Origin of the sequence: Mycobacterium sp. Marseille-P9652, assembly GCF_902652685.1 — a bacterium.
In the GTDB taxonomy this organism is placed as follows: Bacteria; Actinomycetota; Actinomycetes; order Mycobacteriales; family Mycobacteriaceae; genus Mycobacterium.
The window spans coordinates 1-20,281 of record NZ_CACRUY010000070.1; the positions used below are offsets into that span (position 1 = coordinate 1).

General features: G+C 67.5%; 18 protein-coding genes and 1 pseudogene. 5 read left to right on the forward strand and 14 right to left on the reverse strand.

Annotated elements, in window-relative coordinates:
* A pseudogene (locus GPY60_RS23795) lies at nucleotides 1–277 on the forward strand (patatin-like phospholipase family protein); the annotation flags it as partial.
* A gap of 7 nt (nucleotides 278–284) precedes the next feature.
* On the opposite strand, the gene GPY60_RS23800 reads toward GPY60_RS23795, so the two are convergent.
* Entirely contained in the window at nucleotides 285–572 is a 288-nt protein-coding gene (locus GPY60_RS23800) for a DUF3349 domain-containing protein (protein WP_156690159.1), read from the reverse strand.
* 209 nt (nucleotides 573–781) lie between these two features.
* Between GPY60_RS23800 and GPY60_RS23805 the strand changes: the two genes are divergently transcribed.
* Both GPY60_RS23805 and GPY60_RS23810 read left to right on the forward strand, forming a co-directional pair.
* Complete coding sequence (locus tag GPY60_RS23805) at nucleotides 782–1,615, forward strand: DUF3097 domain-containing protein (protein ID WP_156690160.1); 834 nt, start codon at nucleotides 782–784, stop codon at nucleotides 1,613–1,615.
* A gap of 394 nt (nucleotides 1,616–2,009) precedes the next feature.
* Nucleotides 2,010–2,897, forward strand: a complete 888-nt coding sequence (locus tag GPY60_RS23810) for a universal stress protein (RefSeq protein ID WP_156690161.1) — start codon at nucleotides 2,010–2,012, stop codon at nucleotides 2,895–2,897.
* A gap of 342 nt (nucleotides 2,898–3,239) precedes the next feature.
* Here the strand turns inward: GPY60_RS23810 and GPY60_RS23815 are convergent, their stop codons facing one another.
* From GPY60_RS23815 to GPY60_RS23875, 13 genes are all read right to left on the reverse strand, one after another.
* Nucleotides 3,240–3,692 carry a universal stress protein gene (locus GPY60_RS23815; RefSeq protein ID WP_156690162.1) on the reverse strand — a complete coding sequence of 151 codons (453 nt, stop codon included), beginning with the start codon at nucleotides 3,690–3,692 and terminating at the stop codon, nucleotides 3,240–3,242.
* 138 nt (nucleotides 3,693–3,830) lie between these two features.
* On the reverse strand, nucleotides 3,831–4,322 hold the full coding sequence (locus tag GPY60_RS23820; RefSeq protein WP_156690163.1) for a type II toxin-antitoxin system Phd/YefM family antitoxin: 492 nt from the start codon (nucleotides 4,320–4,322) through the stop codon (nucleotides 3,831–3,833).
* Between the two features lie 170 nt (nucleotides 4,323–4,492).
* Complete coding sequence (locus tag GPY60_RS23825) at nucleotides 4,493–6,043, reverse strand: virulence factor Mce family protein (protein ID WP_156690164.1); 1,551 nt, start codon at nucleotides 6,041–6,043, stop codon at nucleotides 4,493–4,495.
* Nucleotides 6,037–7,215 carry a virulence factor Mce family protein gene (locus GPY60_RS23830; protein WP_156690165.1) on the reverse strand — a complete coding sequence of 393 codons (1,179 nt, stop codon included), beginning with the start codon at nucleotides 7,213–7,215 and terminating at the stop codon, nucleotides 6,037–6,039. Before GPY60_RS23830 ends, GPY60_RS23825 begins: the two co-directional genes overlap by 7 nt.
* Complete coding sequence (locus tag GPY60_RS23835) at nucleotides 7,212–8,783, reverse strand: virulence factor Mce family protein (RefSeq protein ID WP_156690166.1); 1,572 nt, start codon at nucleotides 8,781–8,783, stop codon at nucleotides 7,212–7,214. Before GPY60_RS23835 ends, GPY60_RS23830 begins: the two co-directional genes overlap by 4 nt.
* Nucleotides 8,780–10,297, reverse strand: a complete 1,518-nt coding sequence (locus tag GPY60_RS23840) for an MCE family protein (protein WP_156690175.1) — start codon at nucleotides 10,295–10,297, stop codon at nucleotides 8,780–8,782. The genes GPY60_RS23835 and GPY60_RS23840 overlap by 4 nt, the downstream gene beginning before the upstream one ends.
* A gap of 38 nt (nucleotides 10,298–10,335) precedes the next feature.
* The gene (locus tag GPY60_RS23845) at nucleotides 10,336–11,376 is read right to left on the reverse strand and encodes a virulence factor Mce family protein (protein ID WP_156690167.1); all 1,041 of its coding nucleotides are present in this window, start codon (nucleotides 11,374–11,376) and stop codon (nucleotides 10,336–10,338) included.
* A 13-nt stretch (nucleotides 11,377–11,389) separates the two neighbouring features.
* Nucleotides 11,390–12,697, reverse strand: coding sequence for an MCE family protein (locus GPY60_RS23850; protein ID WP_156690168.1), 1,308 nt, complete (start codon nucleotides 12,695–12,697; stop codon nucleotides 11,390–11,392).
* Between the two features lie 5 nt (nucleotides 12,698–12,702).
* Complete coding sequence (locus GPY60_RS23855) at nucleotides 12,703–13,581, reverse strand: ABC transporter permease (RefSeq protein WP_156690169.1); 879 nt, start codon at nucleotides 13,579–13,581, stop codon at nucleotides 12,703–12,705.
* 1 nt (nucleotide 13,582) lies between these two features.
* Nucleotides 13,583–14,377 (reverse strand): MlaE family ABC transporter permease, encoded by a 795-nt coding sequence (locus GPY60_RS23860; RefSeq protein ID WP_156690170.1) that lies wholly within the window; start codon nucleotides 14,375–14,377, stop codon nucleotides 13,583–13,585.
* Between the two features lie 570 nt (nucleotides 14,378–14,947).
* On the reverse strand, nucleotides 14,948–15,619 hold the full coding sequence (locus tag GPY60_RS23865) for a TetR/AcrR family transcriptional regulator (protein WP_156690171.1): 672 nt from the start codon (nucleotides 15,617–15,619) through the stop codon (nucleotides 14,948–14,950).
* 612 nt (nucleotides 15,620–16,231) lie between these two features.
* Nucleotides 16,232–16,465: a hypothetical protein gene (locus tag GPY60_RS23870; RefSeq protein ID WP_231639806.1), complete on the reverse strand. Its 234-nt coding sequence runs from the start codon at nucleotides 16,463–16,465 to the stop codon at nucleotides 16,232–16,234.
* A 254-nt stretch (nucleotides 16,466–16,719) separates the two neighbouring features.
* The gene (locus GPY60_RS23875; RefSeq protein WP_156690173.1) at nucleotides 16,720–18,081 is read right to left on the reverse strand and encodes an acyltransferase family protein; all 1,362 of its coding nucleotides are present in this window, start codon (nucleotides 18,079–18,081) and stop codon (nucleotides 16,720–16,722) included.
* Nucleotides 18,082–18,206: 125 nt separating this feature from the next.
* On the opposite strand from GPY60_RS23875, the gene GPY60_RS23880 reads away from it, so the two are divergent.
* Together GPY60_RS23880 and GPY60_RS23885 are read left to right on the forward strand one after the other, a co-directional pair.
* Nucleotides 18,207–19,178 carry an aldo/keto reductase gene (locus GPY60_RS23880; protein ID WP_156690174.1) on the forward strand — a complete coding sequence of 324 codons (972 nt, stop codon included), beginning with the start codon at nucleotides 18,207–18,209 and terminating at the stop codon, nucleotides 19,176–19,178.
* On the forward strand, nucleotides 19,178–20,158 hold the full coding sequence (locus tag GPY60_RS23885) for an NAD-dependent epimerase/dehydratase family protein (RefSeq protein WP_156690176.1): 981 nt from the start codon (nucleotides 19,178–19,180) through the stop codon (nucleotides 20,156–20,158). The genes GPY60_RS23880 and GPY60_RS23885 overlap by 1 nt, the downstream gene beginning before the upstream one ends.
* Nucleotides 20,159–20,281: the final 123 nt, after the last annotated feature.

Here is a 20,281-nt window from a genome sequence, read left to right on the forward strand (position 1 = left end):
CACCCACCCGGTGCACGGGCCGGTTTCGCTGGGGCTGGCGGCAATCGAGACGCTGGTGAGCAATCAGGACAACGCCTACATCGACGATCCCTGCACTGTGCGCCGCACCATCTTCGTGCCCGCCGACGAGGTCAGCCCGATCGACTTCGGCATCACCGATGAGCAGCGCGAGGCGCTGTATGAGCGCGGACTCGAGGCGGGCCGGGAGTTTCTGAAAAGTTGGGATTACCAGGCGTACCTGGCGGCGTGCGGCGGCCCGGTGAAGCCGTCGACCTGAGTGGAACCTATCCGCGCCTGCAGCCGGTTGCGTCGACGTGCCGTTGCACTCGCGCGATGTCCTCCGGCGACGGCATCGCGTCGGTGACACGGGTGATCTCCACGCCGACATCGGCGTTGGTGATCGGGCGACGTCGGCGCAGCACCAATTCTCTTGCCACAGAGTCGATTTGGTCGTTCGACATCCGCCGGGGCAGCAGCGCCGCCGCCGGGAGGTAACCGGTCGTCGGCATGCCGGCGGGGTAACCCGCCCGCACAAAGGCGACTATGCTGGAAACCCATTGGGAAAGGTCCATCTTCCACCTCGCTCACCGCCACGCTGCGGGTCAGCGTTACCGCAGATCACAAGATAGCAGCGGCGAGGTCACCGACCGGTGAACGCCACGCCCTTACCAGCGGTTTCTTGAAATCGTTGCCGCGCAACCGCCGCGCCGCCGGTGGCCCAAGTCCCCGCGGGTGGCGTGCCGTAACGCGGTTCGGCCGCAACGCTTCCTAGTATTGCCGCGTGGATCGCTACGGAACGGATGTCCTCGCCGCGGGCCGGCGCAAGCCTCGCTCCACGGAGCAGCCGGTGGAAATGGGCATGGTCGTCGAGGATGTCGAGACCGGATACGTCGGCGCGGTGGTGCGCGTGGAATACGGTCGACTCGAACTCGAGGACCGGCACGGCCGGAGGCGCGGCTTTCCCCTCGGCCCTGGGTATCTGCTGGAGGGCCGCCCGGTGATCCTCACCGCGCCCCGCCGCGCGGGACCCCCCGCCGCTGTCCGGACGGCGTCGGGGTCGGTCGCGGTGCCGGGCGTGCGAGCGCGGGTCGCGCGGGCCGGCCGGATCTACGTGGAGGGCCGCCACGACGCCGAACTCATCGCGCAGGTGTGGGGCGAGGATTTGCGCATCGAGGGTGTGGTCGTCGAGCATCTCGGCGGGGTCGACGATCTCGTCGACATCGTCGCCGGATTCGCCCCTGGGCCGGGCCGCCGGTTGGGCGTGCTGGTCGACCACCTCGTCGCGGGATCGAAAGAGGCGCGGATCGCCGAAGCGGTACGCCGAGGACCGGGCGGTTCCCACACCCTCGTCGTCGGCCATCCCTACGTCGACATCTGGCAGGCCGTGAAGCCACAGCGGCTCGGCCTGCCCGCCTGGCCGCAGGTGCCCCGGCACGTCGAGTGGAAACGCGGCGCGTGTCAGGCGCTCGGCCTCCCGCACGCCAGTCAGCGGGACATCGCCGCGGCGTGGCGCCACATCCGCTCGCGGGTGCGCGACTGGAATGACCTGGAGCCCGAACTGATCGGCCGGGTGGAGGAGCTCATCGATTTCGTGACCGCGCCGGCCTGCGCCTGATCGCGGGCGGCCGCCGCCCTCCCGGGAACCTCGCCAATATCTCTGGGGCGCTTGTGTTGTCGCCATCAAGGCGTTGTCCAGTACCATCCTGTACGGGTCTTCGTCTGCCGCGCAATGTGTCCCGGTCACCACGCCACCGCGTCGCCGTAATCGGTTCCGGCGCAACGCCAAACCGTCCGTCTAGCGTGAACAACGCTCGACCGGCCGGTGACCGGGAGGTGACCGTTCCATGGCCACGGTCGTGCCGGCGCGGAAGACGAGGGCGCACGGCGACAACAGGTTCCGACGCTTGGCGCCAACGGTCCTCCGTCCCGCCGGTTTGAGGACTAAAGCCTCACGACCGAGCAGCCCTCTCTCTTATAGCGTCGGCCCTGGCGATGGAGGGAGAAGGAAAATGTCGGTAGAGGCTAAGCATCGCGGCATCGTGGTGGCGGTCGACGGATCGCCGGCGTCCGACGTCGCCGCCCAGTGGGCCGCCTACGAAGCGGTGCTGAGACACGTTGAATTGACCGTCGTCCACGCGGTCGCGACCCCCACCGCGAGTTGGCCACCGGTTGCGTACCCGGAGTCTTTGGCGCTGCGGTTGGAAGACGAGGGCAAGAAGGCCATCATGCACGCCATGAAGGCCGCGCAGGACGCGATGCCGGCCGACAACCAGGTCGACATCAGCAGAGAGCTGGTCTACTCGAACCCGGCTCTGGCCCTGGTCGAGATGTCCGAACACGCCGACATGATCGTCATGGGCACCGCCGGACGGGGATTGCTCGCTCGCGGTGTCCTCGGTTCGGTGAGTTCCACCGTGGCGCGGAACGCCCGGTGCCCGGTCGCGGTGATTCATGACGAGGACCTGCCGGACCAGCGGAACGCTCCGGTCCTGGTGGGAATCGACGGCTCCACGGTCTCCGAGCGCGCGACGGGGCTGGCGTTCGACGAAGCCTCCCGGCGCGGGGTCGATCTCGTCGCCTTGCACGCCTGGAGCGATGTCACGGTCAGCGAGGTTCCGGCCCTGGACTGGGCAACCGTCGAGGAGGAGTCGCAGCGCAGCCTCGCCGAAGCGCTGGCGGGCTGGCGGCAACGCTACCCGGACGTCACGGTGCACCGCGTGGTCGTGCGTGATCGGCCGGCGAGGCACCTCATCGACGCGGCGAAGACCGCTCAGCTTCTGGTCGTGGGGAGTCACGGCCGGGGTGGTCTCACCGGCATGCTGCTCGGCTCGGTCAGCAACGCGGTCCTGCACTCGGTCCGGATACCCGTGATCGTCGCCCGCCCGCCGTCGGATTGACGGCGCCGCGACGGTCGGCCGCCGCAGGTCAGCCGGTGCGGGTGTCGGTGGACCAGATGGTGGCGCACCCGGGGCACTGCAGCTTCACCCGCGTCGCCTGATTGCTCAGCAGGTATTGCCAATGGGCGCCACAGTTGCGAGTGCTTCGGCACTCTTCGCACCTGTTGTGACCCCAACCGCAGTTGGGGCAGGGCAACCAGGCCCGCCGAGATCGATCGGCGTGTGGATGCCAGGGAAAAGTAGCGCGCACGGTCAGCCTTCCGAGAGATTCCCGGCTCAACTACCCCAACCGGTGCGCGCAAAACTGCAATGTGGCCGATCCCACGGTCGGCCCGTCCCCGGTCAGCCGCGGGTGTGAACGATAAGGACGTCGATCTCGGCCTTGCTGGCAATGCTTCCGGGGACCGAGAACACCCGCCCCACCAGCGCGGATCGCGCGTCGAGTCCCACGTTGCCGACGACGAGCAGGTCGGCGTTTTCCTTCTCGGCGAGTTCCACCAGCGCATGGACCGGGGCGTCCTCGATGGGCCGTTCCTCGATGTTCTTGGCCCCGGCCGCCCTGGCGCGTTCGTGAGCATCGCGCAGGATCGCATAGATCGGTGCGTTGCCGTGCACTTTGTAGGCCTCCTCTCCGAGGATGTCGTCAGTACGCGAATCTTCCTTGCGCGGAACGTAACCCGTCGCGATGATCAGCTTCGCGTCCGAATCGGCGGCGATCTCGGCGGCCCTGTCGACCGCGCGCAGCGACGACTCCGAGCCGTCGGTGCCGACGACCACGGTTTGATAGGTCCTCATCCGGCCTCCCGACCTTGTGTGCGAATGCTTCCTCAAAACGGTAACGCCGCGAGGTTTGCGCGGACCAACGACACGTCACAGTGGATAGGCGGCGATCCGGCTGATGTGACGGCGACCGTGGGAACGCCGCGCGGGACGCTAGCCATTCACGACGCGGGGCGCGGTGCCGGCGGACACGATCCGGGCGACCAGTTCGCCGCCCCGAGTGACCTCGATCGTCTGGCCGGACGCCACCGTGTCGAAGTAGCGTCCGGCGCGCTTCCGCAACTCGTCCAACTCGATGCGCCCGCCGCCGTCGGACGGGGCCGCCGGCGTTCCCGCGTCACCCACCGACACGATCCGCGCCAGCAATTTGCCGTCGCGGACGACATAGATGGTCTCACCGGAGGCAACCCGGTCGAAGCAGCGGCCCGCGCGCGTTCGCAGGTCGTCCAGCCCGACCCATCCGGCGTCCGGCGCCGTCTTGACGGATCGCGCCGGGATGGGCGCCATCCGCCAGTCGCCGACCGACACGATCCGCGCCACCAGCTTGCCGCGGCGCACGACATCGATCGACTCCCCGGCGGCGACGCGTTCCAGGTACGCGCACGCGTTGCTCCGGAGTTGGCCCAAACCAATCGCATCCCGCATATCGCTCCGATCGTTGGCGCTTCGATGTCGCCGCCCTCAGTATATGACTGTACGTGCGGTCAGTGTCAACGTTTCTGCGGTGTCTCGCACGGGCGTCACGTCGGCGGCCGGATGGCTGCCGGCAAGACGAATATCGCTGTCGTGCAATATGATCCGCACCGGCATCGACGTCAGCCGGAGGGGGCGAGCATGTCCTTCCACCCGTCGTCGCCCGTCTTGGTCGAGTTCTCGACCCCGTACCTGACGCCGTCGGGACCGACCAGTTCCCCGCTCTGTGGGCTGTAGATCGCGCCGGGAGGCGCACTGGGCCGGTAGACGCACGGGTTTGGCTGCTGCCCATTGCATTCGACGGTGCCCGATCCCGGCCGCGACAGCGGGTCGCTGACGGGCGGCGGCGTCCCCGCCACCCGATCCGAGGGCGCCGGGTTCATGCCGTTGTCGACCGAGGGTGCCGGGATCACCATGCCGGGCTTCACCGGCTGGTCGCAGCGCGCCGCGGGGGCCGGACAGGTCAGGATCTGGTTGGGATCGCCGTACCAGGGGTTGGTGCCATCGGGGACATAGGGTTTGGGGTCGCGGCACTCCCGCGGCGTCGCGGCGCGTTTCCCGGGGACGTCGACGCAGGGGAGGTTGCGGGCCCCGCGCACGTCGTTGGCCGGGGTGTCCTGCGGGATCTTGCAGTACGTCCCGGACGGCATCGGCGCCAGGCTGGTGTCCGCCGGGGACCGCCACTGGGGCGCCGGCAGGAAGCCAGTCAGGCACGGCGGCGGCTGATTGATGGTCAGATGCGTGCCGAGCGAGGCGTAGCCCGGGAAAGGCGTTGTCACCGTTTGGCCTTCGGCGGCGCCCTGCGGGTAGGCGACGAGGAGCTGTTCGACGCCCTTGTGGTAGCGCTTGAGCAGGTCCAGCACGATCTCGAGATTCGCCAGCGTCTGCGGCAGCGATTCGCGGACGTCGCCGAACACGGCGTTGACCTGATCGGCGGTCGGCGGTGCTTGGGTCAAGATGCTTCGCACGTGCTGGTCGTTGTCGGCGCTCTGGGCCGCCAGCACGTCCAGGTTGTGTGACCAGCGCTCGATCGAGTCGCCTGAATTGACCTGGCTGTCGATGATCGGCCCGGCGTTCTGGACGATGTCGTTGACGTCGGTGATGTTGGTCTTGAAGTCGCCGGCGATCGCCTGCGTCGCGTCGACCAGCCGCTGCAGCGCGGGGCCCAAGCCGCCGACGGCTTGTGCGGTTTCGTCGAGCAGCGACGCGATCTTCTCCTTGGGGAGCGCCGCGAGGCCCCGGTTGGCGGCGTCCAGCGCCGGCCCGATGTCGGTGGGCACGGTGCCCTTGGTGATGGTTTGGCCGGGCGCGAAGTACTTGCCCGGATTGCCCACCGACACCAGGTCCAGGTACTGCTCACCGACCGCCGAGACCGAATGCACGTTTGCCGTTGCGTCAACGGGGATCTTGTAGCGGTTGGCGATGCTCATCGTGACCCTCGCGCCGGTCTCGGTGGGCTCGACATCGGTGACGGTGCCGATGGTTTGGCCGCGGTAGGCCACGTTGGCCGTCTCGTAGAGACCGCCCGACGCCGGCAGGTCCGCCTTCAAGGTGTATTGGCCGATTCCCATGGCGCTGGGTATGCGCAGGTAATACCCACCGAGCACGACCGCGGTGACCAGACTGATGACGGTGAACAGCATCAACTGCCGCTTGATGAAGGGAGTCAGCAATTTCTGTCCGCCCTCTCCACCAGCGGGCCGCCCGGGGCGTCGTTCGGGTTCGGCGTGTACCGGACGTCGGGAATCATCGTTTCGGGGTCGCGGCCCCACGATTGCTCCAGCGCCCTGAGCGCTCCGGAGAAGCCGGTGCCCGTCAGGACCGCGTTGTCGACGGCGCTCAGAGTCAGGTCCAGTGTGAGCGACAGGTTGAAGTAGTCACCGCGGAAGGCTTTGGGCACGGCGTCGATGTCGAAGGGCCGCACGAGGATCAGCTTCAGCGCGCGGATCAGATAGGGCGAGGCGCGACCCAGTTCCCGCAGGGGGCACTGCAACGACAGCAGGTCGGAGTGGATGTCGCCGCGAGAGGCGGACAGGTATCGGTCCGCGACGCCGCTGAGCCGTCCCGTCGCGTCGACGGCGTCGATCAGTAGCTTCTGCTTGTCGGCGAAATGCTTGAGTAGCGGCGGGAATTCGGTGAGGACCCGGTCCAGGACGTCCGAGCGGGGGCCCACGTATGCAAGTAGCCGATTGGTGGAATCGATGGCCCGGGTGATGTCATCGCGTTGCTCGTTGAGCCGTGCGGTGAAGGTGTCCAGCTTGCCGAGGAAAGCGCGGATCTGGTCACCCCGCCCGTTCACGATGTTGTAGATCTCGTTCTGCAACACCTCGAGGTTCGGAATCCCGCCGCCGCGCAGGATCAGGGCGAGACCGGCGAGTGTCTGCTCGGTGGTCGGATAGGTCGACGCGTTCTTCAGCGGGATGGTGTCGCCGTTCTTCAGCAGCTCCGGTGACGGGTCGGGGGGCGCGGCGAGCTCGATGTGCTGCGAGCCCAGCAGGCTGGTCTGCCCGATCTTGGCGGTGGCGTTCTTGGGCAGTTTGACGTTTCCATCCACCCGCAGCGTCAGCGTCGCCACCCAGTTCTTGAGATTGATCGCGCGCACCGTGCCGACGAAGACATCCGCCACCCGCACCCGGCTGTTGTCGTTCAGGGCGAGCGTGTCGGGCATCTGCACGTAGATGATGTAGGAGCCGGGTCCGCTGCCCGGCCCTCCGGGCATCGGAACGTTGGCGATCCCGCGCCAGCTTGCGCACGAGGTCAGGGCGACGGCCGCGCAGAGGAGCGCCAACCCCCGGCAGGTCCAGCGTCGAGTCCGAATGGCACAGTGGCGCACAACGTTTCTCATGAGCCCGGTCCCGCGGGGGTGACGGCGGCGGCCGCGGCCGCCGCCGCAGGCGTGGGCGCCACGGGTCCCGGGATGACGCCCGGTCCCGGTGCCGGCGGCGGTATCGGCGGCGCCTGCAGGCCGATCGGGGGCAACACCGGTTTCTCGTCGTACGCGTTCGGGGGTCCCGGCGGGGTCTGAAGAGGGGGGGGCGGGGGAGCGGCGTCCGCACCGCCCATCAGTTCTGCCAGCGAATCGGGCGTCATCAGGCCCGCCGTGATCGGACCAACCTGGGTGCCCTGCATGCCCGGCGCCGCAACCCAGCCGGGCTGGGTGTTGCGATGCGACAGGGGGGTGTCGGGCACCCAGATTCCCGGAACCGTGGTGTCCTTGTACCCGTTCGGCGGCTGCAGCCGGGGCTCGGAGTAGGCGACTTCCTTGGGCAGCGTCTCGGCCGTGCTGAACAGGTTCAGCCCGAACGGCAGGTAGTTGAACTTGATCGCGTCGAGGATCGGCGAAAGATATTGCGCGCACAGTTCGGCGGATTCCTGATAGCCCAGCCGGCTGCCCGCCTGAATCATGCTGCACACGAACTGCATTGGGTTCGCGAAGTTCGGTATCGCCGGGATGGACATGACCGCGCCGTGCGACGGGTGGTAGATCTGGCTCAGGTTCGTCTCCAGCGTGGGCAGGACGTGCAGGGCCGTCTCCAGCCCGTTGAGCGGGTCGGGTTGCACCAGGGTGGTGGTGACATCGGCGAGGTTGCCGATGTCGTGGGTGAACACTTCGCGGTTCTTGTCCAGGAACGGGCGCAGCGTGGAAAGGAGGCCGTCGAACCGCTGAAGCGCGTTCGCGAGGTCCTGATCGGATCCCGCGAGGCTGTCGGTGAATTGGGCCAGGTTCTTGTTCAACGCGAGGAACTGCTGATCGTCCTTGTGCAAGGCGTTGACGAACAACGCCAGGCTGTGCACCACCGCGAAGAAGTCGCCGCGCCCCTCGTTCAGTGCCGTCAACGACCGCGACAGGCTGTCCAGCGTGGTGTTGATCTGTTTGCCCTTACCCGCCAGTCCATCCGCGAAACTCTCGATGGCCTCACCGAAGGGACCCTTCGGTTGCTCGGCTGTCGGGCCGAGCTTGTCGATCACGTTGGCGACGCTCGCGCGCAGCTGGTCCCACTCCGTCGGCACCTGGGTGCGCTCCAGGGGGATCACCGCGTTGTCGGCCAGCACGGGGCCGCCCTTGTAGGGTGGCTCCAACTGAATGTTGCGCGATGCCACCAGCGTTGGGTTGACGATCACGGCGGACGCGTTGGCGGGCACCTTGTACTTGTTGCTGTAGTGGAAAGTCACCTTCATCTTGTCGCCGGCCGGCTCGATCTTGTCGACCGCACCGACGCGAACGCCCATGATCTGCACCTTGTCCCCGGGGTAGAGCGCGTTCGCCTGGGGGAAGTATGCGACCACGGTGTTGGTCGTCATCTTGTCGTAGAGCCGGAACCCGACGTATGCCGCGACGATGGCAAGCGCCACTGCCAGTGCGCCGATCACGTTGCGCGACCGCAACCTACGGAGATCGAAGAAGCCGCTCAATTCTGGTTACCTCCCGTCACGCCGCTGCCGCCCGTGCCGCCGGGATTGATGAATGGAGCCGGTAGCTGCTGGCCGGGCCCCGGCGGCGCGGGCGGGCCGGGGGGAAGACCGGGCGCGAACGTCGACGGCGGCGGCGGGGGACCGGCGGGTTGCAGGTTCTCGGTGCGCGCGCCCGGCGGGGCCTGGGTGGGCAGCGGAACCGGTGTGCCGGGGACGTCGGGAGGAGGCTCGCCCGGCCGCCCCGCGATCGGGATGCCCGCGGTCGGCGGGAGGCCGTTCGGGTTCGGCGGCGACGTCTGCACGTCGACCGGCGCTGGAAAGTTCCCCCCGAAGGGGCCGACGTCGACGCCCGCGCATGGCAACGGATTCCACGGCCGCGGCAGCGCGTCGCGCGGCGGCGTGTAGGAACACGCGGTTCCCGGCGGGACCGCAGGCCCGGGATGATCCGGGGTGCCTTCCAGCACCGGAGGTGCGGGCGGCGGGGCGCCGTTCGGGAAGCGCGTGCCGTTGGGATCGGGCCAACGGAACGCGGGCAGGCCGGCGCTGCGCCAGAAGTCCTCGGGGTCGATCCCGCGCTTCTTGAAGGCGGCGTCGACGAACGGCTGCAACATCCAGTACGGCAGCAGGTTGGACAGGACGATCTTGAAGTACGGTCCCGACGCCACCGATTCTCCCAGCGATGCGGCGAATTGGCTGACATACGTGAGCGTTTGGGCTAGGTCGTCTTTGCGTGCCACCAGCACGTCGCTGATGGCACGGAGCTGCTCCAGCGCCGCATTCAGGTTGGGATTGTCGTTGATGAAGCCCTGGACCTGGGTCGAGAAAGCGGAAATGTTCTGCAGCAGAGCGTCAATGGCGCCCTTACGTTCGTTGAAGGCGACCAGCAGCGTCTTCGCGTTGACCAGCAACCGGTCGATCTGTTCGCTCCGGTCGCCGAGCACACTGGCCACCTGGTGAGCCTGAGCGAGCAGGTGCTTGATCTGGTCGTCGCGTTTGCCGATGGTGTCGGAGAACTTGGCCAAACCGTCCAGGGTGGCGCTCAGGTGCGGGTAGGTCTGGTCGATGGTCTGCGACAAGACGTTCAGTGACCGCTTGACGGTGTCGATGTCCCAGCCGGCGGCGGCCCGCGTGATGTCGAAGTTCGCGTCGTAGAGCTGATAGGGGGTGGTGCTCTGTCCGAGCGGCAACACGCCCCCCGGCCGCAGGACCTGGGACCCGCGCGGTTCGATCTCGAGCACCTTCTTGCCCAGGATGGTGTCGGTCTTGATCGCGAGCCGGCTCTCGGTGCCGACGGTGTTGCTACCGATGTTGAACTTGATGACGACATGGTCGCCGTCGATGTCGAACCCCTCCACCTTGCCGACATTCACCCCGGAGATGCGCACCTTGTCGCCCTTGTTGAGCTGACCGGTGTCGGTGAATTGGCCGTAGTAGACGGGACTGGCGAACATCATCGGGATGCTCGTGAAGCTCTGCCCGACGAGGACGACGATCACCAGAACGGTGATGCCCATGAGACCCACACGGCCGCGGTTGAATTCGTTGAGTACCCTCACTGCGGCGTGCACCTGCCCGTCGGCTGCTGCCAGATCTTGACCGTGCGCACCGGGCCGCCGGCCTGCAGCCCGTTCCACCTGATCGACAGGTCGCACAGGTAGAAGTTCACCCAGTCCCCGTAGAGGCCGATGCTGCGGCCGATGAGGTTGAGCGCGGTCGGTGTCTTGTGGATGAGATCGCCGAGCTGATCACGCTGGTCGACGAGCGGTTGCTGGAGCGCCTGAAGGTAATTGATCTCCTTGTGCAGCAGCGCGCGGTTCTCCGCCAGCAGGTCGGCGACCGTTCCCGCCGCGTTGCTGATGTTGGCGACGCCCGCGGCCAGCGGGTCGGCGTGGTTCTGCAGCCCGGTGATCAGTCGCTCGAAGTTGTCGACCGTCTGGTCGAACTCCTTGCGATGCCGAACCGTGGTGTCCAGCACCACGTTCAGGTTCTTCACGACCTCGCCGATCGCCTGGTCCCGGTCGGCGATGTGCGCGGTCACCTGCGCCGTTTGATCGAGGATGTCGTTGATCGTGCCGCCCTGACCCTGAAACACGGTGATGATCGACGACGCGATGGTGTTGACCTTCTCCGGGTCCAACGCGCGGAAGAGGGGCTTGAAACCGCCGATCAGGGCGTCGAGATCGAGCGCCGGCGACGTCCGGGACAACGGGATCAATCCGCCCGGTGGCAGGACCCGGTCGGCGCCCTCACCCTCGCCGCGCTTGAGCTCGAGGAAGCGGTCGGCGAACAGGTTGAGGTAGCGGATCTGCGCCGTGGTCGACTCGTAGAGCGGTATCGAGCGGTCGACGACGAAGTCGACCTGTACCTTCCTGCCGCCTTCGATCAGCCGCACCTTTTTGACCTTGCCGACCTCCACGCCGGAGGCGCGGACGAACTCGCCGTCGCGCAAACCGGTGGCGTTGTTGAACTCCGCGGAGTAGCCGTTGGTGCTGTTGAAGCGCACCTGGGCGAACACCACGACGATGGACACGGTGATGAGCAGCAGAACGAACGAGACGATGCCGAGTTTGATGGCGGAGCGGGTCTGCTTCATGGGTTCATCGCTGTCATGGGTTGATCGTGTTGTCCCCGACTTGGCGGCCCCACACGTACTCGATGGCGTACGGCGAGCCGGTGTCCAGGTGGTTGTACGGTGCGAGGCTGGCGCCGGTGTCCAGCACCAATTCGGGCGCGGGCCACAGGTCGTGGTTGATCGCCTGCCAGCAGCCGGGCGCGCCGCCGGGGCCGCCGCGGGCGTTCACTTTAGGCAGATTGTCCGGATACACATAGGGATTCGGCGCCCCGCCCACCAGTCCGGCGAGGCCCAGGAGCCCCTGGGTGAGCACGGTGCCGGCCAGGCCGGGAAGCGTGAGGATGCCTCCCAGCCCCGACGTCAGCTCTGTCATGGTTCTCAGCGCGTAGCCGTTCCCGCCGCCCGTGGTCGCGTAGGCCGCGGGTTCCTCGTCGTAGTAATTGCGGATGGTGCAGAAGATCTCGGGGCTGTAGGTGTCGAGCAGTCCGGCGGTGGGCACGAGGTCGGCCGCCCCCCGCTGCAGGTACGGGCCGCCGCGGGCGAAGATGTCTTCGCCGGTGTTGCCCAGCCCGGTGGCGGCCAGCAGCGCCGCGTCCAGTTCGGCCTCCTGCCGGTGCAGCGTGCGCGCCGTGACGACCGCGTGGTTCAGGGAGTCCAACAGCTCCGGCGCGGCATTGGCGTAGGTGTCGCCCAGGGCCGCGAGCTGCCGGATGTCATGCCGGATCTGCGGCATCTGCGGGTTGATGTCGTCGAGGATCGCGTTGCCGTTGACGATCGCCTGCCCGAACTTGTCGCCCAGCCCGGTCAATGCCTGGGCGGCCGCGGCGAGCGTCAGGTTGACCTTGACCGGATCCACCTTCTCCGTCAGCGTCGTGATGGTCTCGAACAGCGTGTTGAACTCCGTGGTCACCGACCTCGCGTCGATCACGTGCTGAGGGGTGATGCGTTGCGGCGTAGGGTCTTTCGGCGATGTGAGGGAGACGTACTTGTTGCCGAAAACGGTGGTCGCCTTGATGTTGGCGTTCACGTTCGCCGGAATCAGACTGATGTACTTCGGCTCGACGTCCAGGACGAACCGGGCCGCGGGCGTGCCGTCGCGCTGGATCTCCGAAATGCTGGCCACCCGGCCGATCTCCACCCCGTTGTAGGTGACTTTCGAGCCCGGGTCCATCACCAGACCGGCCCGCGGGGCGTCCATCGTCAGCGGTGTCTTCGGTGCGAGCTTGCCCCGAAACTGCAGCCACAAGAACGCCAATGCCACCAAGGCGACCACCAGGAACACGGCGGCCGCGGTCTTGTACGGCGGTATGCGCGGCGGATTGATTTTGGCGGGGGTGGTCATGACGGCTACACCGTGAGGTTGAAGTTCGGGCTCTTGCCGTAGACCGCCATGGCGGTCAGCACGACGACGACGACGATGGTGACCAACGAAAGCCGCATCGACCGGCCGACCGCCTCGCCGACAACGACCGGGCCGCCGCTGGCGGTGTACCCGTAGTAGCAGTGCGTGGTCATCACGACGACCGCCACGAGGATGACCTCCGCGAACGACCAGCCGACGTCGTTGAGGCGCAAGAACGTGTGGAAGTAGTGGTTGTACGTGCCGGCGGACTGGCCGTAGAAGAAGACCGTCGTGACTTGCTGGGAGACGAAAGCCAGGGTGATTGCCAGCGCATAGAGCGGGATGATGACGATCAGACCCGCCACCACGCGGGTGGATGCCAGGTAGGCGACCGACCGGATACTCATCACCTCGAGCGCGTCGATCTCCTCGCTGATGCGCATGGCGCCCAGTTCGGCGGTGGCGCCGGCGCCAACCGTGGCGGCGAGCGCCTGCCCGGCGGCCACGGGCGCCACGAAGCGCACATTGACCAGGGCGGCCAGGAACCCGGTGAATGCCTCGACGCCGATGTTGCCCAGCGTCGCGTAGCCCTGGATCGCGACAAGTGAGCCGGCGGACAGGGTGATGAACCCGACGATGGCGGCGGTGCCGCCCACCACGGCCATCGCGCCGGTGCCCATCCCCATCTGGGCGACCATCCGCAGCAGTTCTTTGCGGTAATGGGTGAGGGCGAACGGAATCTGCCCGACCGCGGTGATCGCGAACCAGACCATCTGTCCGATCTCGACCATGAGGTTGACGGGTGCTTCCCTATATCGGCTGAGGGCGGCGGCGGCGCGGGGGAAGCGGACACGGAGCCCGGGCGGCGATGCGACTGCGGTCACGTCAGCGCCCCGTTCCGAAGCGGACGCCGATGGTGGTCAGCGCTGCGTTGACCGCGAACAGGGCGATGAAGCAGAGCACCACCGTTTCGTTGACGGCGGTGCCCAGGCCTTTGGAGCCGCCGCGGACGATCAGCCCTCGGTAGCATCCGACCAGCCCGGCGATCAGCCCGAACGTGGCCGCCTTGATGAACGCGATCACCACCTCGGGCAGGCCCGTGAGCGCGGTGAGCGTCGAGAGGTAGGCGCCGCTCGAAACGTTCTGCAAGTACACGCTGAACAGGTAGCCGCCACCCAGACCGACCGCCACCACCAGCCCGTTGAGCAGCACCGCGACGATCGTGGAGGCGACCACACGCGGGACCACGAGCCGGTGGATCGGGTCGATGCCGAGCACCTCGAGCGCATCGATCTCCTCGCGGATCGTGCGTGCGCCGAGATCGGCGCAAATGGCGGTGCCCCCGGCGCCGGCGACCACCAGCACCGTCACGATCGGGCCGAGCTGGGTGACCGCTCCGATCGCGGCGCCGGCGCCGGAGACGTCGGCGGCGCCGATCTCGGCCAGCAGGAGGTTGAGCGTGAAGATCAGCAGCACCGTCTCCGGGATGGACACGGCGATCGTCGGGAGCAGCGACACCCGCATCAGAAACCAGCCGGTCCAGATGAATTCACGCCATTCGAACGGCTTCGTCAGGGCTTTGCCGGTCAGCACGCACATGCGGAAGAATCCGCCGGCGACTTCCGTCCCCGGCCGTATCCGGTCGCCCATCCTGCCGACGAGCATCTTCGAGGGGGTCATCGGCGCGCCCGCCCGAACCGCCCACCGCCGCGGCATGACAGCGGTGCCACCGATCGCGTAGCGGGGAGGCGCGCCCAGTCGCGGATATCTGGCATCCCGAGAAGCGTTCCGCTACAACGGCTTTGGTGCTCGGCGCGAAGGATCGACGATCGTTGGCCCTGCAGCCCGAGCACGAGATCCTCCCAACCGGCGGCAGTTTTCGGTGCCTGCCCTTTGACGCCGTGCCGCTCTCGTTCGCGCCACGAGGTCACTATTGCATTCGACCGTACGTGCAGTCAAGGAAGCAGAATAGCGGCCGCTGCCACGGTATGGGACGCTTTCGGGCAGAAATGGGCGGTCAGTCCTGAACCTTGTGTGAATTAAGGGTTTTGCCATGGCGGGCTCGCGTCGGCGACCCGAGCTGCCAGCCTCCGGAAAATTGGGGTATGCGGCCTGGCCGGCTTCTGGCCGTCCGCCCGTACGGTGATCGAAATGCGTTGACGACAAAGCTGATTTGCGGCAAGAGGCCCGCTCGGCAAGCGGCCCCGGCGCGGCGAATTCCCGTTTCCGGGACGGATTTACGTCGTCAGATCAGTCGGCCGGAGCGGTCACGGTGGCAAGGCATTCGCGCACCACCGGCAGGATCTCGGTGTTCGGGTCCGCCCACCTGCCGAGCCCGAAGCGGTCGAGCAGTAACCCGCCGAGGAACACGTCGACGAAAGCGGCCCCGACCTGTTCGGGTGTGCGCGAATCGGAGGGGTCGAACCACACCCACATCCACTCCAGCGATCCCCACAGTTGCAGCGCCGCCAATTCGACGTCGACCGAGCGGAACACGCCGATGTCTATGCCGCTGCGAATCTCGTCGACGGCCAGGGTCTGCAGCTCGTGGCGCAACTCCCGGACCTGTTGCATCGCCGGATCGTCGAACAGCTGGACCACCTCGCGCTGGCTGGCGACCGTCGCGTTGCGCGCGATCACCTGGAGCAGCGCCGACGCATAGATGATCGCGGCGACGCGTTCGTGCGGCGCCCCCAGGCGATCCCACACCATCCGCAGCACGTCCAGCTGGCGCACCAGGTGGGTTTCCTCGAGCTCCCGCAGCATCTGCGCCTTGGTCCCGAAGTGGTGGACGATGGTGCCCTTCGACATACCGAGCTCATCGGCGATGTCGCCGATATTCGTTCTCTCGTAACCTCGTTCGGCGACATAGCGGACGAACGCGTCCAGGATCTCGCTTCGTCTACCCGGCGATCTGGGCATCACATTCCTTCGCGCATAACTAACCGTACGAACGGTCTACCATAAACATCTGGATGTCAAGATCCCGCGCGGATACACCCCCGGCACCGCGGCGACGATGGCCACCATACCCAGTCGCCCAAGGCGAATGACGCGTCAACGCGCCGCGCGCCGGGCGGAATTGATCAGCCGACCGTGGGCCCGAGCGATCTATGTTTGAGGCGTTCGTTGACCTCGTAGCCGACCATCTCCGGGACCCGCCTGAGTTGCTCGTCGACTACCCGTTCAGATCGTCGGTGTCTCGGCAGATGGCGATTGCCAGGCCGACCGGTTACGCGCGGCGTTGGCAGCGGGCCGCGCGCAGAGTCCGCGGCTTCAGGCCGGGCTCCATCGACGCCGGTCGAGCCCATCTTCACCGCTACTACGAGTTCAACTCGGAACAAGCTCTGCCATCGTGGGTGCCCCCCACGAGGCGGCGCAGACGATGCGCGCCATCGCGAACTGAGGATTCGATGGACCCATGTTCCATGCCTTGTCACCCGTCTCGGCCAGGTCGACCACCTGGCCGACGCGGTGCCGGCTTCTCGGGGCAAGCGGTCGCGCGATCGCCTGGTTCGTCGGCCGGAGGCCGACTCAGCAGGGCCGGTAACGCCTTCCGTTCGCGCCGTCCGGCGCGGTGACGACATACCTGTTCTCTCCGGGGGCTGTCTTGATCTCACCGGCGGTGTACAGGGTCATGAGCTCTCTGCCGTCCCGGTCGACGATGCAGACGTAGGTGTCCGTCTCGGGGTCGTATTCGAAGCTGTCCCAAGCCAATACGAACGCCAAGCAGTTGCCGTCGCGGTCCGCCACGACGAGCTTGTGCACACCCGATTCCTTCAGAAGCTGGGCGTCGTGCGCCCGTTGTTCAGGGATTTCGCTGGTGTGGACCGGAAGGCTGTTTAACATCGGTGTACTCCCTTAGCGACGTTGTCTTGGCGACGTTGCCTCAGCGACATTGTCTCCGTTCGCCCGGTGGCCCGGAGGCCGCCGAACTGGTCAGAAGTTTTCCACCGTTGAGCGCTCCTGACCAGGGCAGTACGGCCCTTGTCAAGGGGCCGTAAGTCGATTGGCGGGGCTTGTCAGTCGGGCGGACCGGAAGTGAGGTGGCCGGCACCGCGGGACTCGATGGCCTCCTGCCGGACGGCGCGACCGAGGTTCCTCGGTCGCAGCGCCACGAGCAGGACCCCGGCGGCGAAGACCACGATCGTCGGCCACGTGAAACGGCCGTCCGGCGCGAAGCCGCCCTGGGCCAGCCAGTGCAGTCCGGCGGCCGAGAGCAGCGCGCCCGCGAACATGAGCACCTCGGCCGATCGCTCGCCGACCGGGATGCCGAAGGTGGGCAGCGGGGCGGCCGATAGCCGCCGCAGCCACCAGAGCAGGACCATCTCGAGCGCCGTCACCAGGCTGAGGATCGCAATCCACTCGAGCCGGGCCAGCCACCAGGCCACCGACCCCTCGGGGGGCTGGGGAATCAGCCCCGCGGGGTAGGCCACGATCGCGACGATGACGACCGGCACCATGTGCCATAGGTACAGGGCCATGACGTTTGTGTTGGCCGTGGCGAGCACCCGCCGCACGAGACGCGGGCGCAGCGCGCGGTCGAGCGCCGGGGCGAGCCCCACCGCGATGCCGACCTGTGCGCACGCGTACGCCAGCATCGCCACCGTTGGCGGCGTCGTGTTCTCGATGGGCTGGCCCGGAACGCCGATCATGCTGACCGGATAGGGTCCGATCCCGATGAGCAGCCCGAGCGCGATGGCCGACCCGATGGCCAGCACGATGGGCCGACGGCCGCCCAGCAGCCCTTCCCGCCACGCGATCCCGAGCTGATACAACAGCCCCCAGCACAGCAGGTAATTCATCCAGCCGATGTAGGGCACGTGCCCGGCCAGCGAGGCCGCGTCGACGGCCACCACGCCCGCGGCCAGCGCGGCGGGCACCGCCAGACCCCAACGGCTGTGCGCCGCAATGGCAACCGGGGTCAGCGACACCACCAGAACGTAGACCGCGAGGAACCACAGGTGCATGGCCACGGCCCAGCCCGCATATTCGAGCACGTCACCGCCGACGCCGGTGGCCTGCAGGACCGCCACGACAGCCGACAGCAGCGCGACGTAAACCGAGGTCGGGCCCAGTACCCGCGCCAGCCGGTGCCGGATCCACGCCTGGCGCGAGAAGCCGTCCGCGTCGCGCCGATGCGTCCACGACACGGCGCCGGCGTAGCCGGCGACGAAAAAGAAGACTGGAACCGCCTGAAAGATCCAGGTCAGCCACTGCGTCCACGGCATGTCGAGGAGCGGATTCTCGCGGCCGAACCGTCCGTCGTGGTAGGTCACGGAACCGGCCAGCCAGTGGCCCAGCACGATGAGGACCACCCCGGACGCGCGGTAGAAATCGACCGCCAGGTTGCGGACGGGCTGCGTGGTATCGGCCTCGGCCATCAGGCGGCGGAAACACGATCGCGGTACACGCCGCAACGGTACCCGCCGCGGGCCCCGAAGTCGCACGGCGCACAATGACCCACACGACATGGCCCACTCGACATGACCCGCTGGAAAGGACCCCCATGAAAGTCGCTCGCCTCGGCGATCTGGAGGTCGGTCGCATCGGCCTCGGCGCGATGGGGATGTCGGTCGCCTACGCCGGGGCCGGCACCGACGACGCCGAATCGATCCGCACCGTTCATCGCGCGATCGACCTTGGGGTCACCCTGATCGACACCGCCGAGGTGTACGGACCCTACGCCAACGAAGAGCTTCTCGCCCGCGCGCTGGAGGGCCGGCGGGACCGGGTGGTGCTGGCGACGAAATTCGGCCTGATATCGCACACCGGCCGGGATGGCCTCGACAGCAGCCCCGCCAATATCCGCACGGCCGTAGAGGGTTCGCTGCGCAGGCTGCGCACCGACCACATCGACCTCTATTACCAACATCGACTCGACCGCCAGACCCCGATCGAGGAAACCGTTGGTGCCCTGGCGGAGCTGGTCGCCGCGGGGAAGGTCCGCCATATCGGTCTCTCGGAGGTCGGCGTGAACACCATCCGCCTCGCCCACGCCGTGCATCCGATCACCGCGGTGCAATCGGAGTATTCGCTGTGGACGCGGGATCCGGAAGAGGGCGTCCTGGCCGTGCTGCGGGAGCTGGGCATCGGGTTCGTCGCGTACTCGCCGCTGGGCCGGGGCTTCCTGACCGGCGCGATCCGCTCGACCGCCGGGCTGCCCGACACCGACTATCGCAAGACCAACCCCCGGTTCTTCGACGAGAACTTTCAGCACAATCTTCGGAGCGCGGACGAGCTGCGGGACATCAGCTCGGAGATCGGCGCCACCCCGGCCCAGGTCGCCTTGGCATGGTTGCTCGCCAAAGGCGACGACGTCGTGCCCATTCCCGGGACCAAGCGCGTCGCCCGGCTGGAGGAGAACGCCGGGGCCGACGCCGTGGAGCTCACCGCCGAGCAGCTGGCCAGGCTCGACCGGCTCACCCCACCCGTCGGCGGCCACCACGCCGAGGCGCAGATGGCGTGGATCGACCGCTAGTGGGCGCCAGGAAACTGGTGATCGGGGCCAGCGGATTCCTCGGATCGCACGTCACCCGTCAGCTTGTCGGCGGGGGAGCCGATGTGCGAGTCATGTTGCGCCGCACCAGCTCTACCAAGGGCATCGACGACCTTGCGGTCGAGCGATGCTACGGAGACGTGTTCGACGACGCGGCCCTGCGGGCGGCGATGGCAGGCTGCGACGTCGTCTACTACTGCGTGGTCGACGCCCGGATGTGGCTGCGCGACCCGGCGCCGTTGTTCCGCACCAACGTCGAGGGCCTGCGCCACGTGCTGGATGCCGCGGTTGACGCGGGCCTGAAGAAATTCGTCTACACCAGCACGACGGGCACGCTGGCGATCAGCGACAGCAGGCCGGTGACGGAGGAGGATCCGCACAACTGGGACCAGGGGGGCGCCTACATCGAGGCACGCCTGGCGGGTGAGAACCTGGTGCTGTCGTACGCGCGCGACAAGGGGCTGCCCGCGGTGGCGATGTGCATTTCGACCACCTACGGGCCCGGCGACTGGGCGCCGACCCCACACGGCTCCATGCTCGCGATGGTGGCGAGGGGTCGCTTCCCGTTCTACCTCGGGTACTCCGCCGAGGTGGTGGGCATCGAAGATGCCGCCAGGGCAATGATTTTGGCCGCCGAACGGGGTCGCAGCGGAGAGCGCTACATCGTCTCGGACAAGTACCTGAGTGTGCGCGAGGTGAACACGATCGCCGCGACGGCCGTGGGCCGCCGCCCACCGCGTATCGGGATCCCGATGCCGGTGCTGCGCGCGGGCGCGCGCGTCAACGACGGGCTGGCCTGGCTGCTGCGCCGCGACCTGCCCTTCGCGCACGCGGGAATCCTGATGGCCGAACTGATGTCACCGCTGGACCACGGCAAGGCCGAACGCGAACTCGGGTGGTCGCCCGAGCCGGTCGAGGAATCGATTCGCAAGGCTGCGGTCTTCTTCGCGTCGCGACGCTAGACGGTATAGGGGGCTGGGGCCTCGCTCACATGTGAACGTGGGTTGCGGTCAGGAATTGGGTCCTGGCCGTAGAGCCACAGATGTGGGAGGCCCCAGTGAAGGTTCAGCGTACGAGTGTCGGGT